Origin of the sequence: Bradyrhizobium genomosp. I (2014), assembly GCF_000261685.1 — a bacterium.
Lineage (GTDB): Bacteria > Pseudomonadota > Alphaproteobacteria > Rhizobiales > Xanthobacteraceae > Bradyrhizobium.
The window spans coordinates 19,166-36,202 of the sequence record NZ_AJQE01000259.1 but is presented as its reverse complement, the minus strand read 5'-3'; the positions used below and the strand labels follow the sequence as shown (position 1 = coordinate 36,202).

Below are 17,037 nucleotides of genomic sequence, written 5' to 3'. Positions count from 1 at the left end.
AGATTAGCCGAAGGCGTAACCCACCACTTCTGTCTCCGCGGAAGAAGAAGAGGTGGGTTACGCCGAGCAGATGCGCGTCGCGCATCTGCAGGGCTAACCCACCCTAGGGCACCTACCTCCGCCCGAACAGCTTCTCCACATCCGACAGCTTCAGCTCGACATAGGTCGGCCGGCCGTGATTGCACTGGCCGGAGTTCGGCGTCTCCTCCATCTCGCGGAGCAGGGCGTTCATCTCCTCCGGCCGCAGCCTGCGGCCGGCGCGCACCGAGCCGTGGCAGGCCATGGTGGCGGCGACATGCATCAGGCGGCGCTCCAGCGGCAGCGCCTCGTCCCATTCGGCCATGTGCTCGGAAAGATCGCGCACGAGGCCGCCGGCATTGGACTTGCCGAGCAGCGACGGCGTCTCGCGCACCGCGACCGCGCCGGGGCCGAAGGATTCGATGGCAAGGCCGAATGAAGCGAGCTCCTCGCTGCGCTCCAGCAGGCGCTCGACCGTGGCCTCATCCATCTCGATGATCTCGGGGATCAACAGGATCTGCCGCTGCACGCCGTTTGCGGCGAGCGAGGCCTTGAGCCGCTCATAGACGATGCGCTCATGCGCGGCGTGCTGGTCGACGATGATGAGGCCGTCGCGGGTCTGCGAGACGATGTAGGTCTCGTGGATCTGCGTGCGCGCCGCGCCGAGCGGGCGGTCGACCAGGTCGCCGACGGGCTGGGTCTCGATCCGTATGTCCGCGCTGGGCGCACCGACATCGAACGCGGCCTGCGCGCGCTCCGCGAAAGCCGGCGCGGCGGCGCCTTCGAATGATGGCATCGGCGCCGCGGGAGCAGATGGCGAAGCGCGCCAATCCCAGCCTGCCGGACGCGGCGGCGTGAACGCGGGGCGGAACGAGGACAGCGCGCTCTCGCCGCTGTTGGCGGCCGTGCGGCGGCCCTCGCGCGCGAGGGCTTCCTTCAGTCCGTGCACGATCAGCGCGCGCACGAGGCCGGCATTGCGGAAGCGCACCTCGGTCTTGGCTGGGTGCACGTTGGCATCGACCTCGCGCGGGTCGAGCGTGACGAACAGCGCCAGCACGGGATGGCGGTCGCGCGGCAGATAGTCGGCATAGGCCGCGCGCACGGCCCCGAGGATCAGCTTGTCGCGCACCGGGCGGCCGTTGACGAAGAGATATTGTCCGAGCGCATTGGCCTTGGTCAGGGCAGGGGTCGCGGCGTAGCCGGCGACGACGACGCCGTCGCGCTCGGCATGGACCTCGATGGCGTGGCCGCGGAATTCGGCGCCAAGAATATCGCCGAGCCGGGTCAGGCGCCCGGCGGAGCCCGGCAGGGCGGCGGCCCAGGTCACCGGCGCGCGCTCCTCGCCCGCAAGCGTGAAGGCGATATCAGGCCGCGCCATGGCGAGGCGCCGCACCACCTCGCGGATCGCTTCCGCCTCGGTGCGGTCGGTCTTCAAAAATTTCAGCCGCGCCGGCGTCGCATAGAAGAGGTCGCCAACCTCGACGCGCGTGCCATGCGCCAGCGCCGCGGGCATGATCTCGGACTTCTCGCCGCCCTCGACGTTAAGCGCCCAGGCATGCGGCTCGCTGGCGTGCCGTGTCGTGATCGACAGACGCGCCACCGAGCCGATCGAGGGCAGTGCCTCGCCGCGGAACCCGAGAGTGCGAATCTGGAGCAGGTCCTCGTCGTCGAGCTTGGAGGTAGCGTGGCGCTCCACGGCGAGCGCGAGGTCTTTTGCGGTCATGCCGCTGCCGTCGTCGGTGATGCCGATCCGGCGCCGCCCGCCGCCGTCGGTGAAGACGTCGATCCGGCTTGCGCCGGCATCGATGGCGTTCTCGACCAGCTCCTTGACCACGCTCGCCGGACGTTCGACCACCTCGCCGGCGGCGATGCGGTTGACGACCTGTTCTGGCAATTGACGGACGGGCATGGGCTCGATCTGGATTCGCTGACGGCGCTATTCTAGGCCGTGTTGCGTCAAAAGCATGCGTTGGGCAACAGGGACGTGGCGGGCTGGGGAAGAGCGGTGTCTATCACATTGAAGACATTGGGCGTTCGAGAAAACCGCACAACCCGGATGACGCGGCTTCCGGTGACCGTTCTGATTGTGGGGGGCCGGGCTGCGGTGTAGCATCGTGAAAAAGCGGCAACAGGACGGGAGGACGCCATGTGCCATCTCTTCGCGCATCAGCCCCAACGCGACTACGAATCCCAGACCCGGTCTTTGCGGATCGGTGGGCACTGCACCTCGATCCGGCTGGAAATGGCGTTCTGGGACACGCTGGAGGAGATCGCGGCCAAGGAGAGCATGAGCCTCGGCAAGTTCCTGACCACGCTCTACAACGAAGTGCTCGACCATCATGGCGAGGTCAACAATTTCGCCTCGCTGCTGCGTTGCTCCTGCCTGATCTACCGGTCCAGGAGCATGATGCCGGTGCCCGAGTTCGAGGGCGCGGTGGCGCCGATCCTCGACGCGGCGGAATGACGAGTTCGTAGCCCGGATGGAGCGCAGCGCAATCCGGGATCGCGCCGCGCGCGCCGACGGCCTCGGATTATGCTCCCGCTCCATCCGGGCTAGGACGCCGGCTCCGCCGTCATTGCGAGGAGCCCCTGCGACGAAGCAATCCGGGCTGTCGCTGCGGAGGGATTCCAATGACGGGGAGGGCGCCCGGCCTCAAATCTCCTTCTTCTGCATCGCACCTGCAATGTAGTCCGCCTGCCGGATTGCGAGCGCGACGATGGTCAGCGTCGGATTGCAGGCCGCGCCGCTGGTGAACTGGCTGCCGTCGGAGACGAACAGGTTCTTGACGTCGTGGCTCTGCCCGAACTTGTTGACCACGCCGTCGCGCGGCTTCTCGCTCATCCTGTTGGTTCCGAGATTGTGCGTGCTCGGATAGGGCGGCGTCGGATAGGTCACGGTGGCGCCGACGGCGTCGTAGACGGCCGCGCCCTGCTTGTAAGCATGGGCGCGCATCGCGATGTCATTGGGATGATCGTCGAAATGCACGCTCGCGACCGGCTGGCCGAACTTGTCCTTCACGACCGGATCAAGCGTGATACGGTTGGTTTCCTGCGGCATGTCCTCGCCGACCAGCCACATGCCGGCCATCCGCGGATAGCCGTCGAGTGCTGACGTGAACGAGCGTCCCCAGGCGCCGGGGTTGAGGAACGCCGCCATGAACGGAAGTCCGATCGACAGCGTCTCCATCTCATAGCCGCCGACGAAGCCGCGTTTCGGATTGTTGGCCGCCTCGTCGCGGATGATGCCGGCCATGGTGGTGCCGCGATACATGTGCACCGATTTCTCGAACACCGCGTAGACGCTGCCGGTCATGTGCCGCATGTAGTTGCGGCCGACCTGTCCCGATGAATTGGCCAGGCCGTCGGGGAACATGGTCGAGGCGCTGTTGAGCAGCAGCCGCGGGCTTTCGATCGAATTGCCGGCCACGGCCACGATGCGCGCCTTCTGGCGCTGCATCGCGCCGGTCGCGTCGGCGTAGACGACACCGGTGACCTTGCCGCTGGCGTCGTGCTCGATCTTGATCGCCATGCTGCTCGGCCGCACCTCGAGATTGCCGGTCGCCTCGCCCTTGGGGATCTCGGTGTAGAGCGTCGACCATTTCGCGCCGGATTTGCAGCCCTGGAAGCAGAACCCGATCTGCTGGCAGGAACCGCGCCCGTCGCGGGGCTGGCTGTTGATCGCCATGTTGCCGGTGTGCACGGTCTTGTAGCCGAGCTTCTTCGCGCCGGCCTCCAGCACCTTGAAGTTATTGTTACCGGGAAGCCCGGGAATGCCGTTGGTGCGGGTCACGCCCATCTTGTTCTCGGCCTTGGCGTACCACGGCTCCATCTCCGCGAGCGTGACCGGCCAGTCCAGGAGATTCGCGCCGGGAATGTTGCCGTAAGTGCTCTTCACCCTGAACTCGTGGTCGTCGAAACGCAGCGAGGCGCCGGCCCAATGCACGGTCGAGCCGCCGACCGCCTTGACGATCCAGGCGGGAAGACCGGAGAAATCCTTGGCGACGCGCCATGTGCCCGACGTGGTGCGCGCATCGGTCCAGGCAAGCTGGGAAAAACTCTCCCATTCGTCGTTGATGAAGTCGTGGTTCTCGATGCGCGGACCCGCTTCGAGAATGACCACCTTGACGCCCTTCTGCGCGAGCTCGTTGCCCAGCGTGCCGCCACCGGCACCGGAGCCGACGATCACCACAACGCTGGAGTCGTTCAGATCGAATTTGGCCATATGCGTTCTCCTGAACCGTTACGGTGGCGATCTAGGCCTTCGGCAGCCAGTCGATGTCGGCGAAGCCACGGTTGATGTAGCCGCCGTGCTCGGCCGAGGAGCCCTCGTAGCCGAACCGCGGCCAGATCTCTTTCTGGTTGTAGAGCGAGACGACGAGATCGCCGCGCACCTTCTGGAAGAAGTCGCTTCCCTCGATCTCCTTCAGGAGCACGACGCGGTCGGCTTCCCATGGCACTTCGGCGTAACCAACCTTGTGGCGGTCGCGCGCGTTCTGATCGAGGCGCGTGACGCCGTCGCTGATCAGTGATTTGACGGCGGGATCCTTCGCCGCCTTGCCGTCCCACGGCTTGATCGCAGTGACGTAGTAGCTGTCGCCGAGCACGTCGTGCGGATAGATGTCGCGCGCGATCTTCAGCAGCGTCTTCATCGTCGCCGGCGAGAGCGCGCTGGCATCCTCGGCCCAGGCGTCATCGAGGCGGACGGAGACGCTGGTCGCGACAGCGACGACGGGCACGGCGGTCGCCGCGCCCTTGAGAAAGACACGGCGGCTGTGCTTGCTTCGACGATCGATTTCTCTCATGGCATTCCTCCGTGGATTTTTATGGTTTGGATTTTGGCGATTGATCAGCCGAAACGTCCGCCTCGCTGGATCACCTCGATCTTGTAGCCGTCGGGGTCGCTGACGAAGAAGAAGCGCGCCAGCGTTTTGCCGTCGTGCTTGAAGTCACGTAAGGGCCCCGGTGCGAGCTTCTCGCGCTCGAAGCGGGCGTGTTCGGCGTCGAGATCCTCGACCACCACGGCGAGATGGCCGTAGCCGTCGCCGAGCGTGTACGGCTCCTTGCGATCGAAATTCACCGTCAGCTCGACTTCGAAAGGTGAGGAGGGGTGACGCAGATAGATCAGGGCAAAGTCCGCGAACTTCAGATGGTCGGTGACCTCCAGGCCGAAGGCGCGCCTGTAGAAGTCGAGCGCGCGCGCCTCGTCGAGCACGCGGATCATGGAATGGACGGGCTTTGCCATTCAGTTCTGTTCCTTCAGATAAGTGATGATGGCGGCGCGGGTCTCCGGTTTGGCCTGCCGGTAAACCATGGTCACGCCGGGAATGACGGCTTGCGGATTGGCCAGCCAGGCATCTAACCTGGTCTCGTCCCAGGCGAAGTCCGCCTTCGACAGCGCCTCTGAATATTTGAAGTCGTCGACCTTGCCGGCGGGGCGGCCGACGATCTTCACCAGTGGCGGGCCTTGCCGCATCGGTTCCGACGGACCTAACGTGTGGCACACCGCGCATTGCTGCTTGAACAGCGTCGCGCCATCCAGGGGCCTCGCCGCCGGCAATAGCATCTGCGCGTCGGCGCCTCGCACCATCAGCACCATCGCGGTGCACAATCCCAGCACGATCGTGCGCATCACCAAGAGCTCGCCCATCCACGTCAATCCAGCGTGTGCAAACTCTAGTCGGCGTCGCAGATGCGGTGGTAGTAGCGGGCTGTTTCGCGGCGTGCGGAGATGTCTGCGGCCGTGTGATGTTCTGCACCGCCTTATATGCGGAGCACAATTCCGCGAAACCGCCGTCAAATCCCTAAACGATCACCACACCATGCGCATTGCATGATGGTCGCGCCACTTGGACTCTCTACGCGATGCAATGGTCCGGTGCAGAGGGTGGCGCGGGAGCTGCCGAGCCGTTCATTGCGAAAGATCCAGGAGAAATGGATGAAGTTGGTGAAGACCTCGATGTTCGCATGCGCCCTGTCGGCTCTCGTTGCGACGCCCGTTCTCGCGCAAGGCGCGCCACCCGCCAAGACAGGCGGCACGGTGCAAAGCAAACCCATGCAAGGCAGCACGATGGGTAGCGGCGATGACGAGATGAATGCCCAGCCGGGCGCCGCGGGCGAAAAGACCGGCATGAAGTCGACAAAGGGCACCAGGGGCACGGTCGGCACCACGGGTAGCGCTGGGCACAAGGGAACGGCCAACGATTCCACGACGGGCGGCGCAGCCCCGTCCAAGCGTTACTAGTCCAGGCGGGTAAACCGGCACAACTCCGGTCGCCTTGCGGCCGGAGTTTCTTGCCGCGCCAGTTAGTCGTCGAAGCTGCGGCCGCGTCCGGCCTTGACGTCACTGCGGCGCTTCTTGCCCTCGAGCCGGCGCTGCTTGGAGGCGTAGGTCGGCCGCGTCGCTCGGCGAGGCGTCGGCCTGATCATCGCCTCGCGCAGCATCTCCGTGAGACGGTCGATGGCGTCCTGGCGGTTGCGCTCCTGGGTGCGGAAGCGCTGCGCCTGGATCACGATGACGCCGTCCTTGGTCATGCGCTGGCCGGCGAGGCGCGCAAGGCGCAGGGCCGCGTCCTCCGGCAAGGTCAGCTTGCGGGTGTCGAAGCGCAGTTGTGCCGAGGTCGCGACCTTGTTGACGTTCTGCCCGCCCGGGCCGGAGGCGCGGACAAAACCGATTTCGATGTCGTCCTCGTCGATAACGAGATCGCGGGATATCCGCAGCATGTGGGCACCATCCGTGGTGTCCGGACATATCGCGGACGTCCAGGTTCGGCAATGGTGCTCATGCAAACGCAAATGGCCGGGGAGAGCCCGGCCATTCGGGAAGCGTATGGAGAAGAGATCAGTTCGACTTTGTTGGCGTCGCAGCCGCCGGTTGCGCGGCGGCCTGCGGCGCGCGGCCCACGACGACGGTCAACAGCCCCTGGCCCCAGAGGCGCCTGGCGGCCGCCTTGGCGTCGTCCAGCGTCACGGCGTCGACGATGGCGTTGCGCTTCTCGATGTAGTCGATCGGCAGCTTGTCCTGCTGATACTGCAGCAGCGCCTGCGCCAGCTTGGAGGAGGTGTCGAGCGCCAGCATCTGCGAGCCCTTGAGGTAGGCCTTGGCCTCGTCGAGCTCCTTCTGCGTCGGGCCTTCCTCGGCGATGCGGCGCACCTCCCTCTCGATCGCATCGATGGTGTCGCCGGCGCGGTCGGCGCGGGTGCCGGTATTGCCGACGAAGAGCGCCGAATGCTCCATCCAGAGCAGCGATTCGAACACCGAATAGGCCAGCCCACGCTTCTCGCGCACCTCGCGATAGAGCCGGGAGGCCAAGCCGGCGCCGCCGAGGATGTGGTTGACGACATAGGCCGCCATGAAACTCGGATCGCTGCGTTTCACGCCGGGGCCGCCGAAGGTGATCACGGTCTGCGGCACGTCGAGCGTCACGAAGGTGCGTTGCGGCGGCTTTGTCGCCTCGATGTCGGGCACTGGCGTCAGATTGGCCTTGGCGGGCAGGCTACCGAACGTGTGGTCGAGCAGCTTGCCCAGGGTTGCCGGATCGACATCGCCGACGACCGCGATCTTCAGCCCATCCTTGGCGAGGACGCGGCCGACATAATCCCTCATATCGGCGACTGTGATGGTCGGCACGCTGTCGAGGTTGCCGTTGGTCTGCCGGCCGTAAGGATGCCCGCCGAAGGCGACTTCCAGGAACTTGCGGCTCGCCAGCGAGGTCGGATTGGTGGTCTCGCGGCGCAGGCCCGAGATGACTTGCGAGCGGATGCGCTCGACGTCGACGGGATCGAAATGCGGCGAGGTCAGCGCACTCCTGAGCAGATCGAAGGCTTCGTCCTTGTTGTCGCGCAGCATGCGCAGGCTGCCGCGAAACGTGTCGCGCGTGGCATTGAAGGAGAGCTCGATGGCGCGGCGGTCGAGCCGTTCATGAAACGTCTTGGAATCGAGATCGCCGGAGCCTTCGTCGAGGAGGTCGCCGACCAGGTTGGCGACGCCCGGCTTGTCCTTGGGATCCTGCGCCGAGCCGCCGGCGAAAGAATATTCCATCGCGATCAGCGGCACGGTTGCGTCCTGCACGAACCAGGCCTCGATGCCTCCCGGCGAGATCAGGTGCTGGATTTTCGCGGCGGCCTGCGACGGCGAGACAGCCGCCAGCGCGAGCGCCGCGCCGGTGACGAAGGACAGCGCGAAGTGTCTTGTGCGTGGGAAGTGTCTTTTGCGGGGGAAGTGTCTTGCGCGAAGAAGGGGATAGGTCACGAACGCTTCTCCTCGCGCTTGGCGGTGGCGGTGTTCTTGATCAGATAGCCCGTCACCGAGCGCTTCTTCTCGAGCCATTTCTGCGCAGCGGCGCGGACCTGCTCGGCGGTGACGGCGCGGATGCGGTCGGGCCAGCTCCTGATGTCCTCGATCGACAGGCCGGTGGTCAGTGCGCCGCCATACCAGCGCGCCAGCACCGCCTGGTTGTCCTGGGCGTAGATGGCTTCCGCAATGAGCTGGGTCTTCACGCGCTCCAGATCCTCGGCCCGGATCGGGTTCTGCGCAACGCCGGCAATGACACCGTCGACCGCCTGCTCCACTTCCGCGAAGCTGACGCCGGGCTTCGGCGCGGCCGAGATCGCGAACTGGGTCGGGTCGAGCGAGATGCTCGAATAGCTGGCGCTCGCGGAGACCGCGAGCGGCTTGTCGACGACCAGCGCGCGGTAGAGATAGGAGTTGCTGCCGCTGCCCATCAGTTGCGCCAGCACGTCGAGGGCCGCGCTCTCGCCGGCAGCGGCCGTGGTTGCGGAGGGCACCAGATAATAGCGCCGCATGCTCGGCTGCTCGACGCGCGGGTCGGCCAGCGTGACGGTGCGCGGTGCCGCCGGCTCCGGCTCCTGCGGACGGACGCGCCGCGCCGGGATCGCGGGCTGCGCAGGGATGGAGCCGAAATTGCGCTCGACCAGCGGGCGGATTTCGGCGGCGTCGACGTCGCCGGCGATCACCAGGATCGCATTGTTCGGCGCATAAAAGCGGCGATAGAAGGCGAGCGCATCCTCGCGATCGAGCTTTTCGATCTCCTGGTGCCAGCCGATCACCGGACGCCCATAGGGATGGTTGAGATAGAGCGCGGCCATGATCTGCTCATTCAGCCGCGCGTCCGGATTGTTGGCGACGCGCATGTTGTACTCTTCGAGCACGACATCCCGCTCGGGCAGCACGTTCTCGTCCTTGAGGACGAGGCCCGTCATGCGGTCGGCCTCGAACTCCATCATGGTCGGCAGCTTCTCTTTCGGCACGCGCTGGTAATAGTTGGTGTAGTCGACCGAGGTGGAGGCGTTCTCGTTGCCGCCGACGCGAAGCACGGTCTGGGAGAACTCTCCGGCCGGATGCTTCGAGGTGCCCTTGAACATCAGGTGCTCGAGGAAATGGGCGAGGCCGGACTTGCCCGGCGTCTCGTCGGCCGAGCCGACCTTGTACCAGATCATCTCGGTGACCACGGGGGTGCGGTGATCGGGGATCACCACGACCTGCATGCCGTTGTGGAGCGTGAAGCTTGCGGGTGGGGCCGATGTCACCGTGGTCTGGGCGAGGGCGGCGCCGTCCGAGAGGACACTCGTCGAAAGCAGCGCGGCAAGGAGGCAGGCAGCCGATCGGTAAGAGGACATCATGATCCCTGGTGAAAGGTCGAGCCCGGATCTCCGGCTCGGAAGGCACGGCATGCTACACCGTGCGGCTGAGGCTTCGCGTCACGAAGCAGAGAACTCAACGCGTAGGCAAGTTACTGATAGGCAATTTTGTAGGCAATTTCGAAGGGCGTCGGGCGGACGTGAGCCGCCGACCCTCGATTCGAGTCTGTCAGAATGTCGCGACAGGACAGGAACGCTATTGTTCCTTCTCCTTGCCCGACATGATGTCGTAATACATCCGCCGCGACTTGTCCGGCCCGGCGCCATAGGCATAGTTCGGCGACGGCGTCTGGTAGCCCGGCGGCGGCTCGACCAGCGACTGGCGCGGCGGCTCCGACGTGAACGGCTTGGACTCGGAGCTGTTGCCGCCCTTCATCATATTCCAGAGGCCACCGGTGAAACCGAGCTCGGCGGGGCTCAGCGAGGGGTTGCCGTTGGTGCCCGGTTGAATCGGATCATTGCTGGTGCGGGGCGCTGCGGCGATCTGGCCGGCCCTCATCTCGGCTGGCGTCAGCGGCTGGGCGGCCTGCCAGTTCTCCGTTGCCTTGGTGGCTTTCTTGCGCGCGGCGATAGCTTCCTTGCGGCGCTTCTCGTCGGGGTCCTTGGGCCAGTTCGGTGCAGCCTTGGCCTCGGTCGCAGGCGGCGGCAGATCGAGCTTGGGCGGCACGACCAGCGGCGAACGCTCGCGGTACTCGATGCCCTTTTTCTCCATGCTCTTGGCACCGATGCCGGACATCAGATTGTCGATGAGCCTCTCTTCGAAGGTCATGTCGTCCTCCTCGTCGTCGTCACCGGCGCGGGCCGCGCCAGTTGCCATGACGAGGCCGATACCGAGCGCGACGGCAGACAATTTCAATGCCCACCTGAACCCCCAGCGGGGGTCTCGAGCCATCGAACCGCTGGTCTTCGAGCTGCGCATCACTTTACCTGTTCCATATTGTGGCAGATTGCCGCTCGCACGCGGTGCCAACCCTCGCAAAAGCCGGGTTCCACCTTCCGGTCCGTATCGGCCGGGATCAGGGCGCTTTTGCGGCGGGTACCCCCAGGAAGGAATCATACAATAGCACTGCCACCCCAGCAACGATGGCCACGTCCGCGAGGTTAAATACATACCAATTATAGGCTTTTCCGGCGACCTCGATGTGGAACAGGGCGAAATCCACCACCGCGCCATAGGCCAGACGGTCGATGCCGTTGCCGACGGCGCCGCCGATGATCAGGCCGAGCGCGATCGTGCCAAGCCGGGTGTGCGAGCGGGCCATCCAGATCGCCAGCGCAACCACGGCGACGACCTTGACCGCCATCAGCGCGAGCTGCGCCGCCTGGCTGTCGTTCTGGAGCCAGCCGAAGCTGATGCCGGGGTTCAAGGCCAGCACCAGGTCGAAGAACGGCGTCACCCTCACCGCGCCGCGACGGGCGAGGTCGAACACGTTCAGCAGCCAGAGCTTCGAGGCCTGGTCGGCCACGAGCGTGACCATTGCCGCGAGGATGCCGGCGCGGAGCGGGGTCATGGGCGACCGATCAGACGCTGACCCCCAGCGCCTTCCATTCGCGCAGCGCCTTCGCGTCGCGCGGGGTGACGTCGGGGTATTCGGGGTCTTCGCCGACCGTCGGCGAAATCTTCCAGGAGCGGGCGCATTTGGTGCCGGCCGCCTTCTCCACCACGACCGCAACGCCGGGCACGGCATCGAGACGGAACGCCGAAGCCGGCGCCTCGCCCTCACGCACCTCGTAGTTCGAGGTGATGCAGATCTCGGCGAGATCGGTGTCGAACAGCGCCATCAGCATGTCGCGGTCGGCGACATAGATCACCGGCGAGGCCTCGAGCGAGGAGCCGATGTTCTTGGCGGCGCGTTCCAGCTCGAGCGCCCCGGTGACGACGCGGCGGACGTTGCGGATCGTCTCCCATTTTGCGGCGAGCTTGTCGTCGCGCAGGTTCTCCAGATCGGTCGGGAACAGCGTCAGATGCACGGACAGCTCGGCGTCGGGCCGGTACATGCGCCAGCCTTCCTCCGCGGTGAAGCTGAGGATCGGCGCCAGCCATTTCAGGATCGAGGCGCACAACAGGTCGATGGTCGTCAGCGCCGCCTTGCGCGTCAGCGAAGAGGGCGGATCGCAATAGAGCGTATCCTTGCGGATATCGAAGTAGAACGCCGAGAGCTCGCTGTTCAGGAAGGCGGACAGGATCGCGACCACGGTCTTGTAGTCGAACTCCCGATAGGCCTTGCCGATCGCGGCGGCGCGAGCTGAGAGCTCGTGCAGCATCAAGCGCTCGAGCTCGGGCATCTCGGAGGGCGCGACTGCGTCGGCCGGGTTGTAGTGATGCAGCGTGCCCAGCATCCAGCGCACCGTGTTGCGCAGCTTGCGATAGGTCTCGACCGTGTTCTTCAGGATCTCGGGCCCGATACGCTGGTCGTCGGTGTAGTCGGAGGACGCGACCCAGAGTCTCAGGATGTCGGCGCCGGACTCCTTGATGACGGCCTGCGGCTCGATGGTGTTGCCGAGCGATTTCGACATCTTGCGGCCGTCCTCGGCCTGGGTGAAGCCGTGGGTCAGCACGACGTCGTAAGGCGCCCGACCGCGCGTGCCGCAGCTTTCCAGCAGCGAGGAGTGGAACCAGCCGCGGTGCTGGTCCGAGCCTTCCAGATACATCACCGTGTCGGTGCCGCCGTCGACCTTGCGCCTGATGCCTGACAGCCCCGGGAAATGCACGGGGTCTTCGAGCACGAAGGCGTGGGTCGAGCCGGAATCGAACCAGACGTCGAGAATATCGTCGACCTTCTGCCAGTCTTCGTTCGCGCGCGACCCGAGGAAGCGCTCGCGCGCGTCCTTGGCGTACCAGGCATCGGCGCCTTCCTTCTCGAAGGCTTCACCAATGCGCGTATTGACGGCCTCGTCCTGGAGGATCTCGGCGGAGCCGTCCCCCTTCTCGCGCACGAACACGGCGATCGGCACGCCCCACGCGCGCTGACGCGAGATCACCCAGTCCGGGCGCGCCTCGATCATGCCGTTGATGCGGTTTTCGCCCGATGGCGGCACCCATTGCGTCACCGAGATCGCGTGCAGCGCGCGGGCGCGAAGCGTGTCGCCGCTCTTCGTCTTGCCGTCCATCGCGATGTCCTTGTCCATCGCGATGAACCATTGCGGCGTATTGCGGAAAATCACCGGCTTCTTGGAGCGCCAGGAGTGCGGATATTGATGCTTCAGCCGGCCGCGGGCGAGCAGCATGCCTCTGTCGACGAGCGCCTTGATCACGGCCTCGTTGGCATCGCCCTTCTCGCCCTTGTCGGTGATGACGCGCTTGCCGGCAAAGCCCGGCGCATGATCGGTATAGGCGCCGTTCTCATCGACGGTGTAGGGGATCGCGGTGGTGATGCCGCGCGCATCGAGATCGCGCGCCTGCGCCGTCCAGACATCGAAGTCCTCGCGGCCATGGCCGGGCGCCGTGTGCACGAAGCCGGTGCCGGTGTCGTCGGTAACGTGGTCGCCGGGTAGCAGCGGCACGATGAAGTCGTAGCCGCCGGCAAGGCCCTTGAGCGGATGGGCGCATTCGATCGCGTCCATGGTGTCGCCGGGGACCTCGCGGACCTTCTCATAAGCCGTCACGCGCGCCTGCTTGAACACCTCTCCGGCGAGGGCGTCGGCGAGGATCAGGAGGTCGCCGGTCCTGGCCCAATTGTCGGCGGGGGCATCCGTCACCTTGTAGAGACCATAAGCGATCTTCGGCGAGAAAGAGATGGCGCGGTTGCCAGGCAGCGTCCAGGGCGTGGTGGTCCAGATCACGACGCTTGCGGAGGCGAGCGCACCGTGCGCGGGCGAGGTGACCGGGAATTTCACCCACACCGTATCGGAGGTGTAGTCCTCGTACTCCACCTCGGCCTCTGCCAGCGCGGTCTTCTCGACCACGCTCCACATCACCGGCTTGGAGCCGCGATAGAGCGTGCCGTTGGCGGCGAACTTCATCAGCTCGCGCGCGATCTGGGCTTCAGCCGGATAGCTCATGGTGGCGTAGGGATGGTCCCAGTCCCCGATCACCCCCAGGCGCTTGAACTCTTCGCGCTGCACGCCCAGCCAGTGCGTGGCATAGGCGCGGCACTCCTTGCGGAAATCGATCATTGCGGCACTGTCACGGAAGTCGGGCTTCTGCTTGCCCTTCTTGCGATAGTGCTCTTCCTCGACCTTCCACTCGATCGGCAGGCCGTGGCAGTCCCAGCCGGGCACGTAGTTGGAATCGAAGCCGAGCATCTGCTGGCTCTTGGTGACGAGATCCTTCAGGATCTTGTTCAGCGCCGTGCCGATATGGATGTTGCCGTTGGCATAGGGCGGGCCGTCATGCAGCACGAACTTGGCGCGGCCCTTCGCAGCTTGGCGCAGCTTCTCGTAGAGGCCGATCTCGTACCAGCGCTTGAGGATCTCCGGCTCGCGCTGCGGCAGGCCGGCGCGCATCGGGAATTCCGTCTGCGGCAGGAACAGGGTTTTCGAATAGTCTTTGACTTCAGGCTTTTGGGACTTTTGCGGCTTTTCGGACATGAGGTTGACTGGCTCGGAAGGGCGCGGGAACGGATGGCGATGCGGAATCGCGGGGTGAAACGACAAAATCCCGGTCTTGCGCCGAGCCAAAGGCTCAGGCGGAAGCCGGGCCGCTAATCCCTATGATGCGCCGCGCAAACATGGGCTCTCCATAGCAGGGGGCCAGGGGAAGCGCAAAGGTTCGGGGAGGCCGGGTTCAGGCTCGATCAATGACGCCGAGCCGCGGAAACGCATCCGGGGCGGCGGCCAGGATGGCGCGGGCGCGGGCGGAATCGTCGTCCATCTGGCGGATCAGGGCCTCCAGGCTGTCGAATTTCAGCTCCTCGCGGATGAAGCCGATGAAGGCGCAGTCCAGCACCTGCCCGTAGAGGTCGTCCTTGAAGTCGAACAGGAAGATCTCGAGCAGCGGGGCGCCATTATCAAAGGTCGGGCGGCGGCCGAAGCTGGCCACCCCGTCCAGCCGCTCGGCGCCGCGGGCGACCCGCACCGCATAGATGCCGTGCTTCAGGCCGCAATTGGCGTCCAGGCGGATGTTGGCGGTGGGATAGCCGAGATCGCGGCCTCGCTTTTCGCCGTGGGTGACCTCGCCGGTGACGAACCAGGGCGCGCCCAGCATGGTTGTCGCGTCGTCGAGCTGGCCCTCGGCGAGGGCGATCCGGATCGCGCTGGAGGAAACCGGCCGCTCGTCGATATCGACATGCGGTTGAACGTCGACCTCGATGCCGAGCCGTGGCGCCTCGTTGACGAGAAGGCTCGGCGAGCCGACCCGTCCCTTGCCGAAATGGAAGTCGTAGCCGACCGCGATGCCGCTGACGCCGAGGCGCCCGATCAGCTCATGGTGAATGAAGTCCTGCGCGCTGGTTCCGGCACGTGCCTTGTCGAAGGTCATGACCACGGCGCCGGCGAGCCCGGTGCCGGCCAAGAGCCGCAGCTTGGCCCGTTCGTCCGTCAGGCGGAATTGCGGGGTGTTAGGGCTGAAAAACCGCCGTGGGTGCGGCTCGAAGGTCAATGCCAGCGCAGGGCGGCCATGCGCCCTGCCCATCTCCAGGGCAGCCGCGATCACGGCGCGATGGCCGAGATGAACGCCATCGAAATTGCCCATGGCGACCACGGCGCCCCTTGGAATCGCGGAATCCGGCGTCGTGTCGCGGATAACGGTAAAAGGCGGAGCCATCAGGGGAAATTCTCGAACCAGGCAGGACCGGCCCGGACCGTGGCTCGACCGGCCTGACGAAGTCAAGCGGGGGGAGCGCGGACATTGAACACGATTTCAGTCTTTTGGCGATGTCCGCAGTTAACGCGCTGTTTAACGCCTTGATGCTAGTCCTTGAGGCGTGGAACTGCCGGGCTCCGGCCTGACAGGTCCGATCCTAATATTCCTGGGTTTGCGTTGGGGGAGTCGAGATGGCGGTTGATTTGTCGATGCCGGTTCTGGTGGTGGATGACTACAGCACCATGATCCGTATCATCCGGAATCTGCTCAAGCAGCTTGGCTTCGAGAACATCGATGATGCCAGCGACGGTTCGGCAGCGCTGAACAAGATGCGCGGCAAGAAGTACGGGCTCGTGATCTCCGACTGGAACATGGAGCCGATGACGGGCTACGACCTCCTGCGCGAAGTCCGCGCGGATCCGAACCTCGCCACCACGCCTTTCATCATGATCACGGCGGAATCCAAGACCGAGAACGTGATCGCGGCCAAGAAGGCCGGCGTGAACAACTACATCGTCAAGCCGTTCAACGCGGCGACGCTGAAGACCAAGATCGAGGCGGTCTTCCCGGACATGGCGAGCGCGTAAAGGGCCGCCTGACCGCAAGAATAGCTATCTGTAGAGATCGTCATGCCCGGGCTTGTCCCGGGCATCCACGTTCTTGGACAGCAGAAGAAAGACGTGGATGGCCGGGTCAGGCCCGGCCATGACGGTGTCTGGAGCTTGGAGATTCGCCTAAGCCGACATCGCTTCACGCCCCGCCGTCACCACTTCAATTCGCGCATCAGCGCCTTCGGCGGGTGGCCGAACAATTCCATCACCGATGTCGGGTCGAGCTGGTCGAGGCCCTCGAACTCCTCGGCATGGATGCCGCGGGTCACGAACAGGCAGTCGATGCCGAATTCGCGCGCGCCGGTTAAGTCGGTGCGGACCGAATCCCCGATCGCCAGCACCTTTTTCCGGTCGATCTGGTGGCCCTGCCGTTCGCCGGCAAGCGCCATGGCGCGCTCGTAGATCGGCCGGTGCGGCTTGCCGTAGAAGATCACCTCGCCGCCGAGCTCGCGATAGAGCTCCGCGATCGCGCCGGCACAATAGATCAGCCGGTCGCCGCGTTCGACCACGATGTCGGGGTTGGCGCAGACCAGCGTCAGCTTGCGCTCGCGCGCCTTCAGCATCATGCCGCGATAGTCTTCGGCCGTCTCGGTCTCGTCGTCATAGAGGCCCGTGCAGACGATGTAGTCGGCTTCCTCCAGCGGCGCGGTCACTGCATCGAGGCCGCGGTAGATCGAGTTGTCGCGCTCGGGCCCGAGCCAGAACATCTTGCGGCCGGGATGCTCGGCGACATAGAGCCTGGTCAGGTCGCCTGAAGATACGATCGCGTCATAGGTCTCATCGGGGACACCGAGCTTGCGCAATTGCCGCTGTACGGAGTCGGCTGGGCGCGGCGCGTTGGTGATCAGGATGACCGTACCGCCGCGGCTGCGATAGGTGTGCAGCGCCTCGCAGGCTTCGGGGAAGGATTCCAGGCCGTTATGGACCACGCCCCAGATGTCGCTGAGCACGACGTCCACGCCGCCCACGAGCTGGCGCAGGCCTTCGGCAAAATGCAGCGTGGTCATG

16 protein-coding genes are annotated in these 17,037 nt (G+C 65.3%); 3 read left to right on the top strand and 13 right to left on the bottom strand.

Going from position 1 to position 17,037, the window contains the following annotated elements; genetic code table 11:
- Positions 1–112 precede the first annotated feature (112 nt).
- Positions 113–1,927 (bottom strand): DNA mismatch repair endonuclease MutL, encoded by a 1,815-nt coding sequence (gene mutL, locus IC50_RS24160; protein ID WP_035710548.1) that lies wholly within the window; start codon positions 1,925–1,927, stop codon positions 113–115.
- A gap of 237 nt (positions 1,928–2,164) precedes the next feature.
- Here mutL and IC50_RS24155 point away from each other — a divergent pair, with 237 nt between their 5' ends.
- Positions 2,165–2,482 (top strand): ribbon-helix-helix domain-containing protein, encoded by a 318-nt coding sequence (locus IC50_RS24155; protein ID WP_035710545.1) that lies wholly within the window; start codon positions 2,165–2,167, stop codon positions 2,480–2,482.
- 189 nt (positions 2,483–2,671) lie between these two features.
- Here IC50_RS24155 and IC50_RS24150 read toward each other — a convergent pair whose 3' ends face one another.
- The 4 genes from IC50_RS24150 to IC50_RS24135 are packed head-to-tail and all read right to left on the bottom strand — an operon-like array spanning position 2,672 to position 5,647.
- Complete coding sequence (locus IC50_RS24150) at positions 2,672–4,240, bottom strand: GMC family oxidoreductase (RefSeq protein WP_035710540.1); 1,569 nt, start codon at positions 4,238–4,240, stop codon at positions 2,672–2,674.
- A gap of 31 nt (positions 4,241–4,271) precedes the next feature.
- Positions 4,272–4,820, bottom strand: coding sequence for a twin-arginine translocation pathway signal (locus tag IC50_RS24145; protein ID WP_035710538.1), 549 nt, complete (start codon positions 4,818–4,820; stop codon positions 4,272–4,274).
- Positions 4,821–4,864: 44 nt separating this feature from the next.
- Positions 4,865–5,260, bottom strand: coding sequence for a VOC family protein (locus IC50_RS24140; RefSeq protein ID WP_035710535.1), 396 nt, complete (start codon positions 5,258–5,260; stop codon positions 4,865–4,867).
- On the bottom strand, positions 5,261–5,647 hold the full coding sequence (locus IC50_RS24135) for a c-type cytochrome (RefSeq protein ID WP_081492501.1): 387 nt from the start codon (positions 5,645–5,647) through the stop codon (positions 5,261–5,263). It abuts the gene before it with no gap.
- Between the two features lie 306 nt (positions 5,648–5,953).
- On the opposite strand from IC50_RS24135, the gene IC50_RS24130 reads away from it, so the two are divergent.
- A complete protein-coding gene (locus IC50_RS24130) occupies positions 5,954–6,259 on the top strand; it encodes a hypothetical protein (protein WP_035710532.1) in 306 nt (101 codons plus the stop codon).
- Positions 6,260–6,321: 62 nt separating this feature from the next.
- Here the strand turns inward: IC50_RS24130 and arfB are convergent, their stop codons facing one another.
- From arfB to IC50_RS24095, 7 genes are all read right to left on the bottom strand, one after another.
- Positions 6,322–6,738 (bottom strand): alternative ribosome rescue aminoacyl-tRNA hydrolase ArfB, encoded by a 417-nt coding sequence (gene arfB / locus IC50_RS24125; RefSeq protein WP_035710529.1) that lies wholly within the window; start codon positions 6,736–6,738, stop codon positions 6,322–6,324.
- Between the two features lie 118 nt (positions 6,739–6,856).
- Positions 6,857–8,344 carry a M16 family metallopeptidase gene (locus tag IC50_RS24120; RefSeq protein WP_085973936.1) on the bottom strand — a complete coding sequence of 496 codons (1,488 nt, stop codon included), beginning with the start codon at positions 8,342–8,344 and terminating at the stop codon, positions 6,857–6,859.
- On the bottom strand, positions 8,263–9,657 hold the full coding sequence (locus IC50_RS24115; RefSeq protein WP_440588145.1) for a M16 family metallopeptidase: 1,395 nt from the start codon (positions 9,655–9,657) through the stop codon (positions 8,263–8,265). Before IC50_RS24115 ends, IC50_RS24120 begins: the two co-directional genes overlap by 82 nt.
- A 214-nt stretch (positions 9,658–9,871) precedes the next feature.
- Positions 9,872–10,594, bottom strand: coding sequence for a hypothetical protein (locus IC50_RS24110; RefSeq protein WP_035710527.1), 723 nt, complete (start codon positions 10,592–10,594; stop codon positions 9,872–9,874).
- Positions 10,595–10,691: 97 nt separating this feature from the next.
- Positions 10,692–11,186, bottom strand: coding sequence for a signal peptidase II (gene lspA, locus IC50_RS24105; protein WP_035710525.1), 495 nt, complete (start codon positions 11,184–11,186; stop codon positions 10,692–10,694).
- Between the two features lie 10 nt (positions 11,187–11,196).
- A complete protein-coding gene (gene ileS / locus IC50_RS24100; protein WP_035710523.1) occupies positions 11,197–14,205 on the bottom strand; it encodes an isoleucine--tRNA ligase in 3,009 nt (1,002 codons plus the stop codon).
- A gap of 196 nt (positions 14,206–14,401) precedes the next feature.
- Entirely contained in the window at positions 14,402–15,379 is a 978-nt protein-coding gene (locus IC50_RS24095; RefSeq protein WP_035710522.1) for a bifunctional riboflavin kinase/FAD synthetase, read from the bottom strand.
- Between the two features lie 230 nt (positions 15,380–15,609).
- On the opposite strand from IC50_RS24095, the gene IC50_RS24090 reads away from it, so the two are divergent.
- Positions 15,610–16,005, top strand: coding sequence for a response regulator (locus tag IC50_RS24090; protein WP_008567674.1), 396 nt, complete (start codon positions 15,610–15,612; stop codon positions 16,003–16,005).
- Between the two features lie 176 nt (positions 16,006–16,181).
- On the opposite strand, the gene IC50_RS24085 is transcribed toward IC50_RS24090, so the two are convergent.
- Complete coding sequence (locus IC50_RS24085; protein ID WP_035710519.1) at positions 16,182–17,036, bottom strand: TIGR01459 family HAD-type hydrolase; 855 nt, start codon at positions 17,034–17,036, stop codon at positions 16,182–16,184.
- Position 17,037 lies beyond the last annotated feature (1 nt).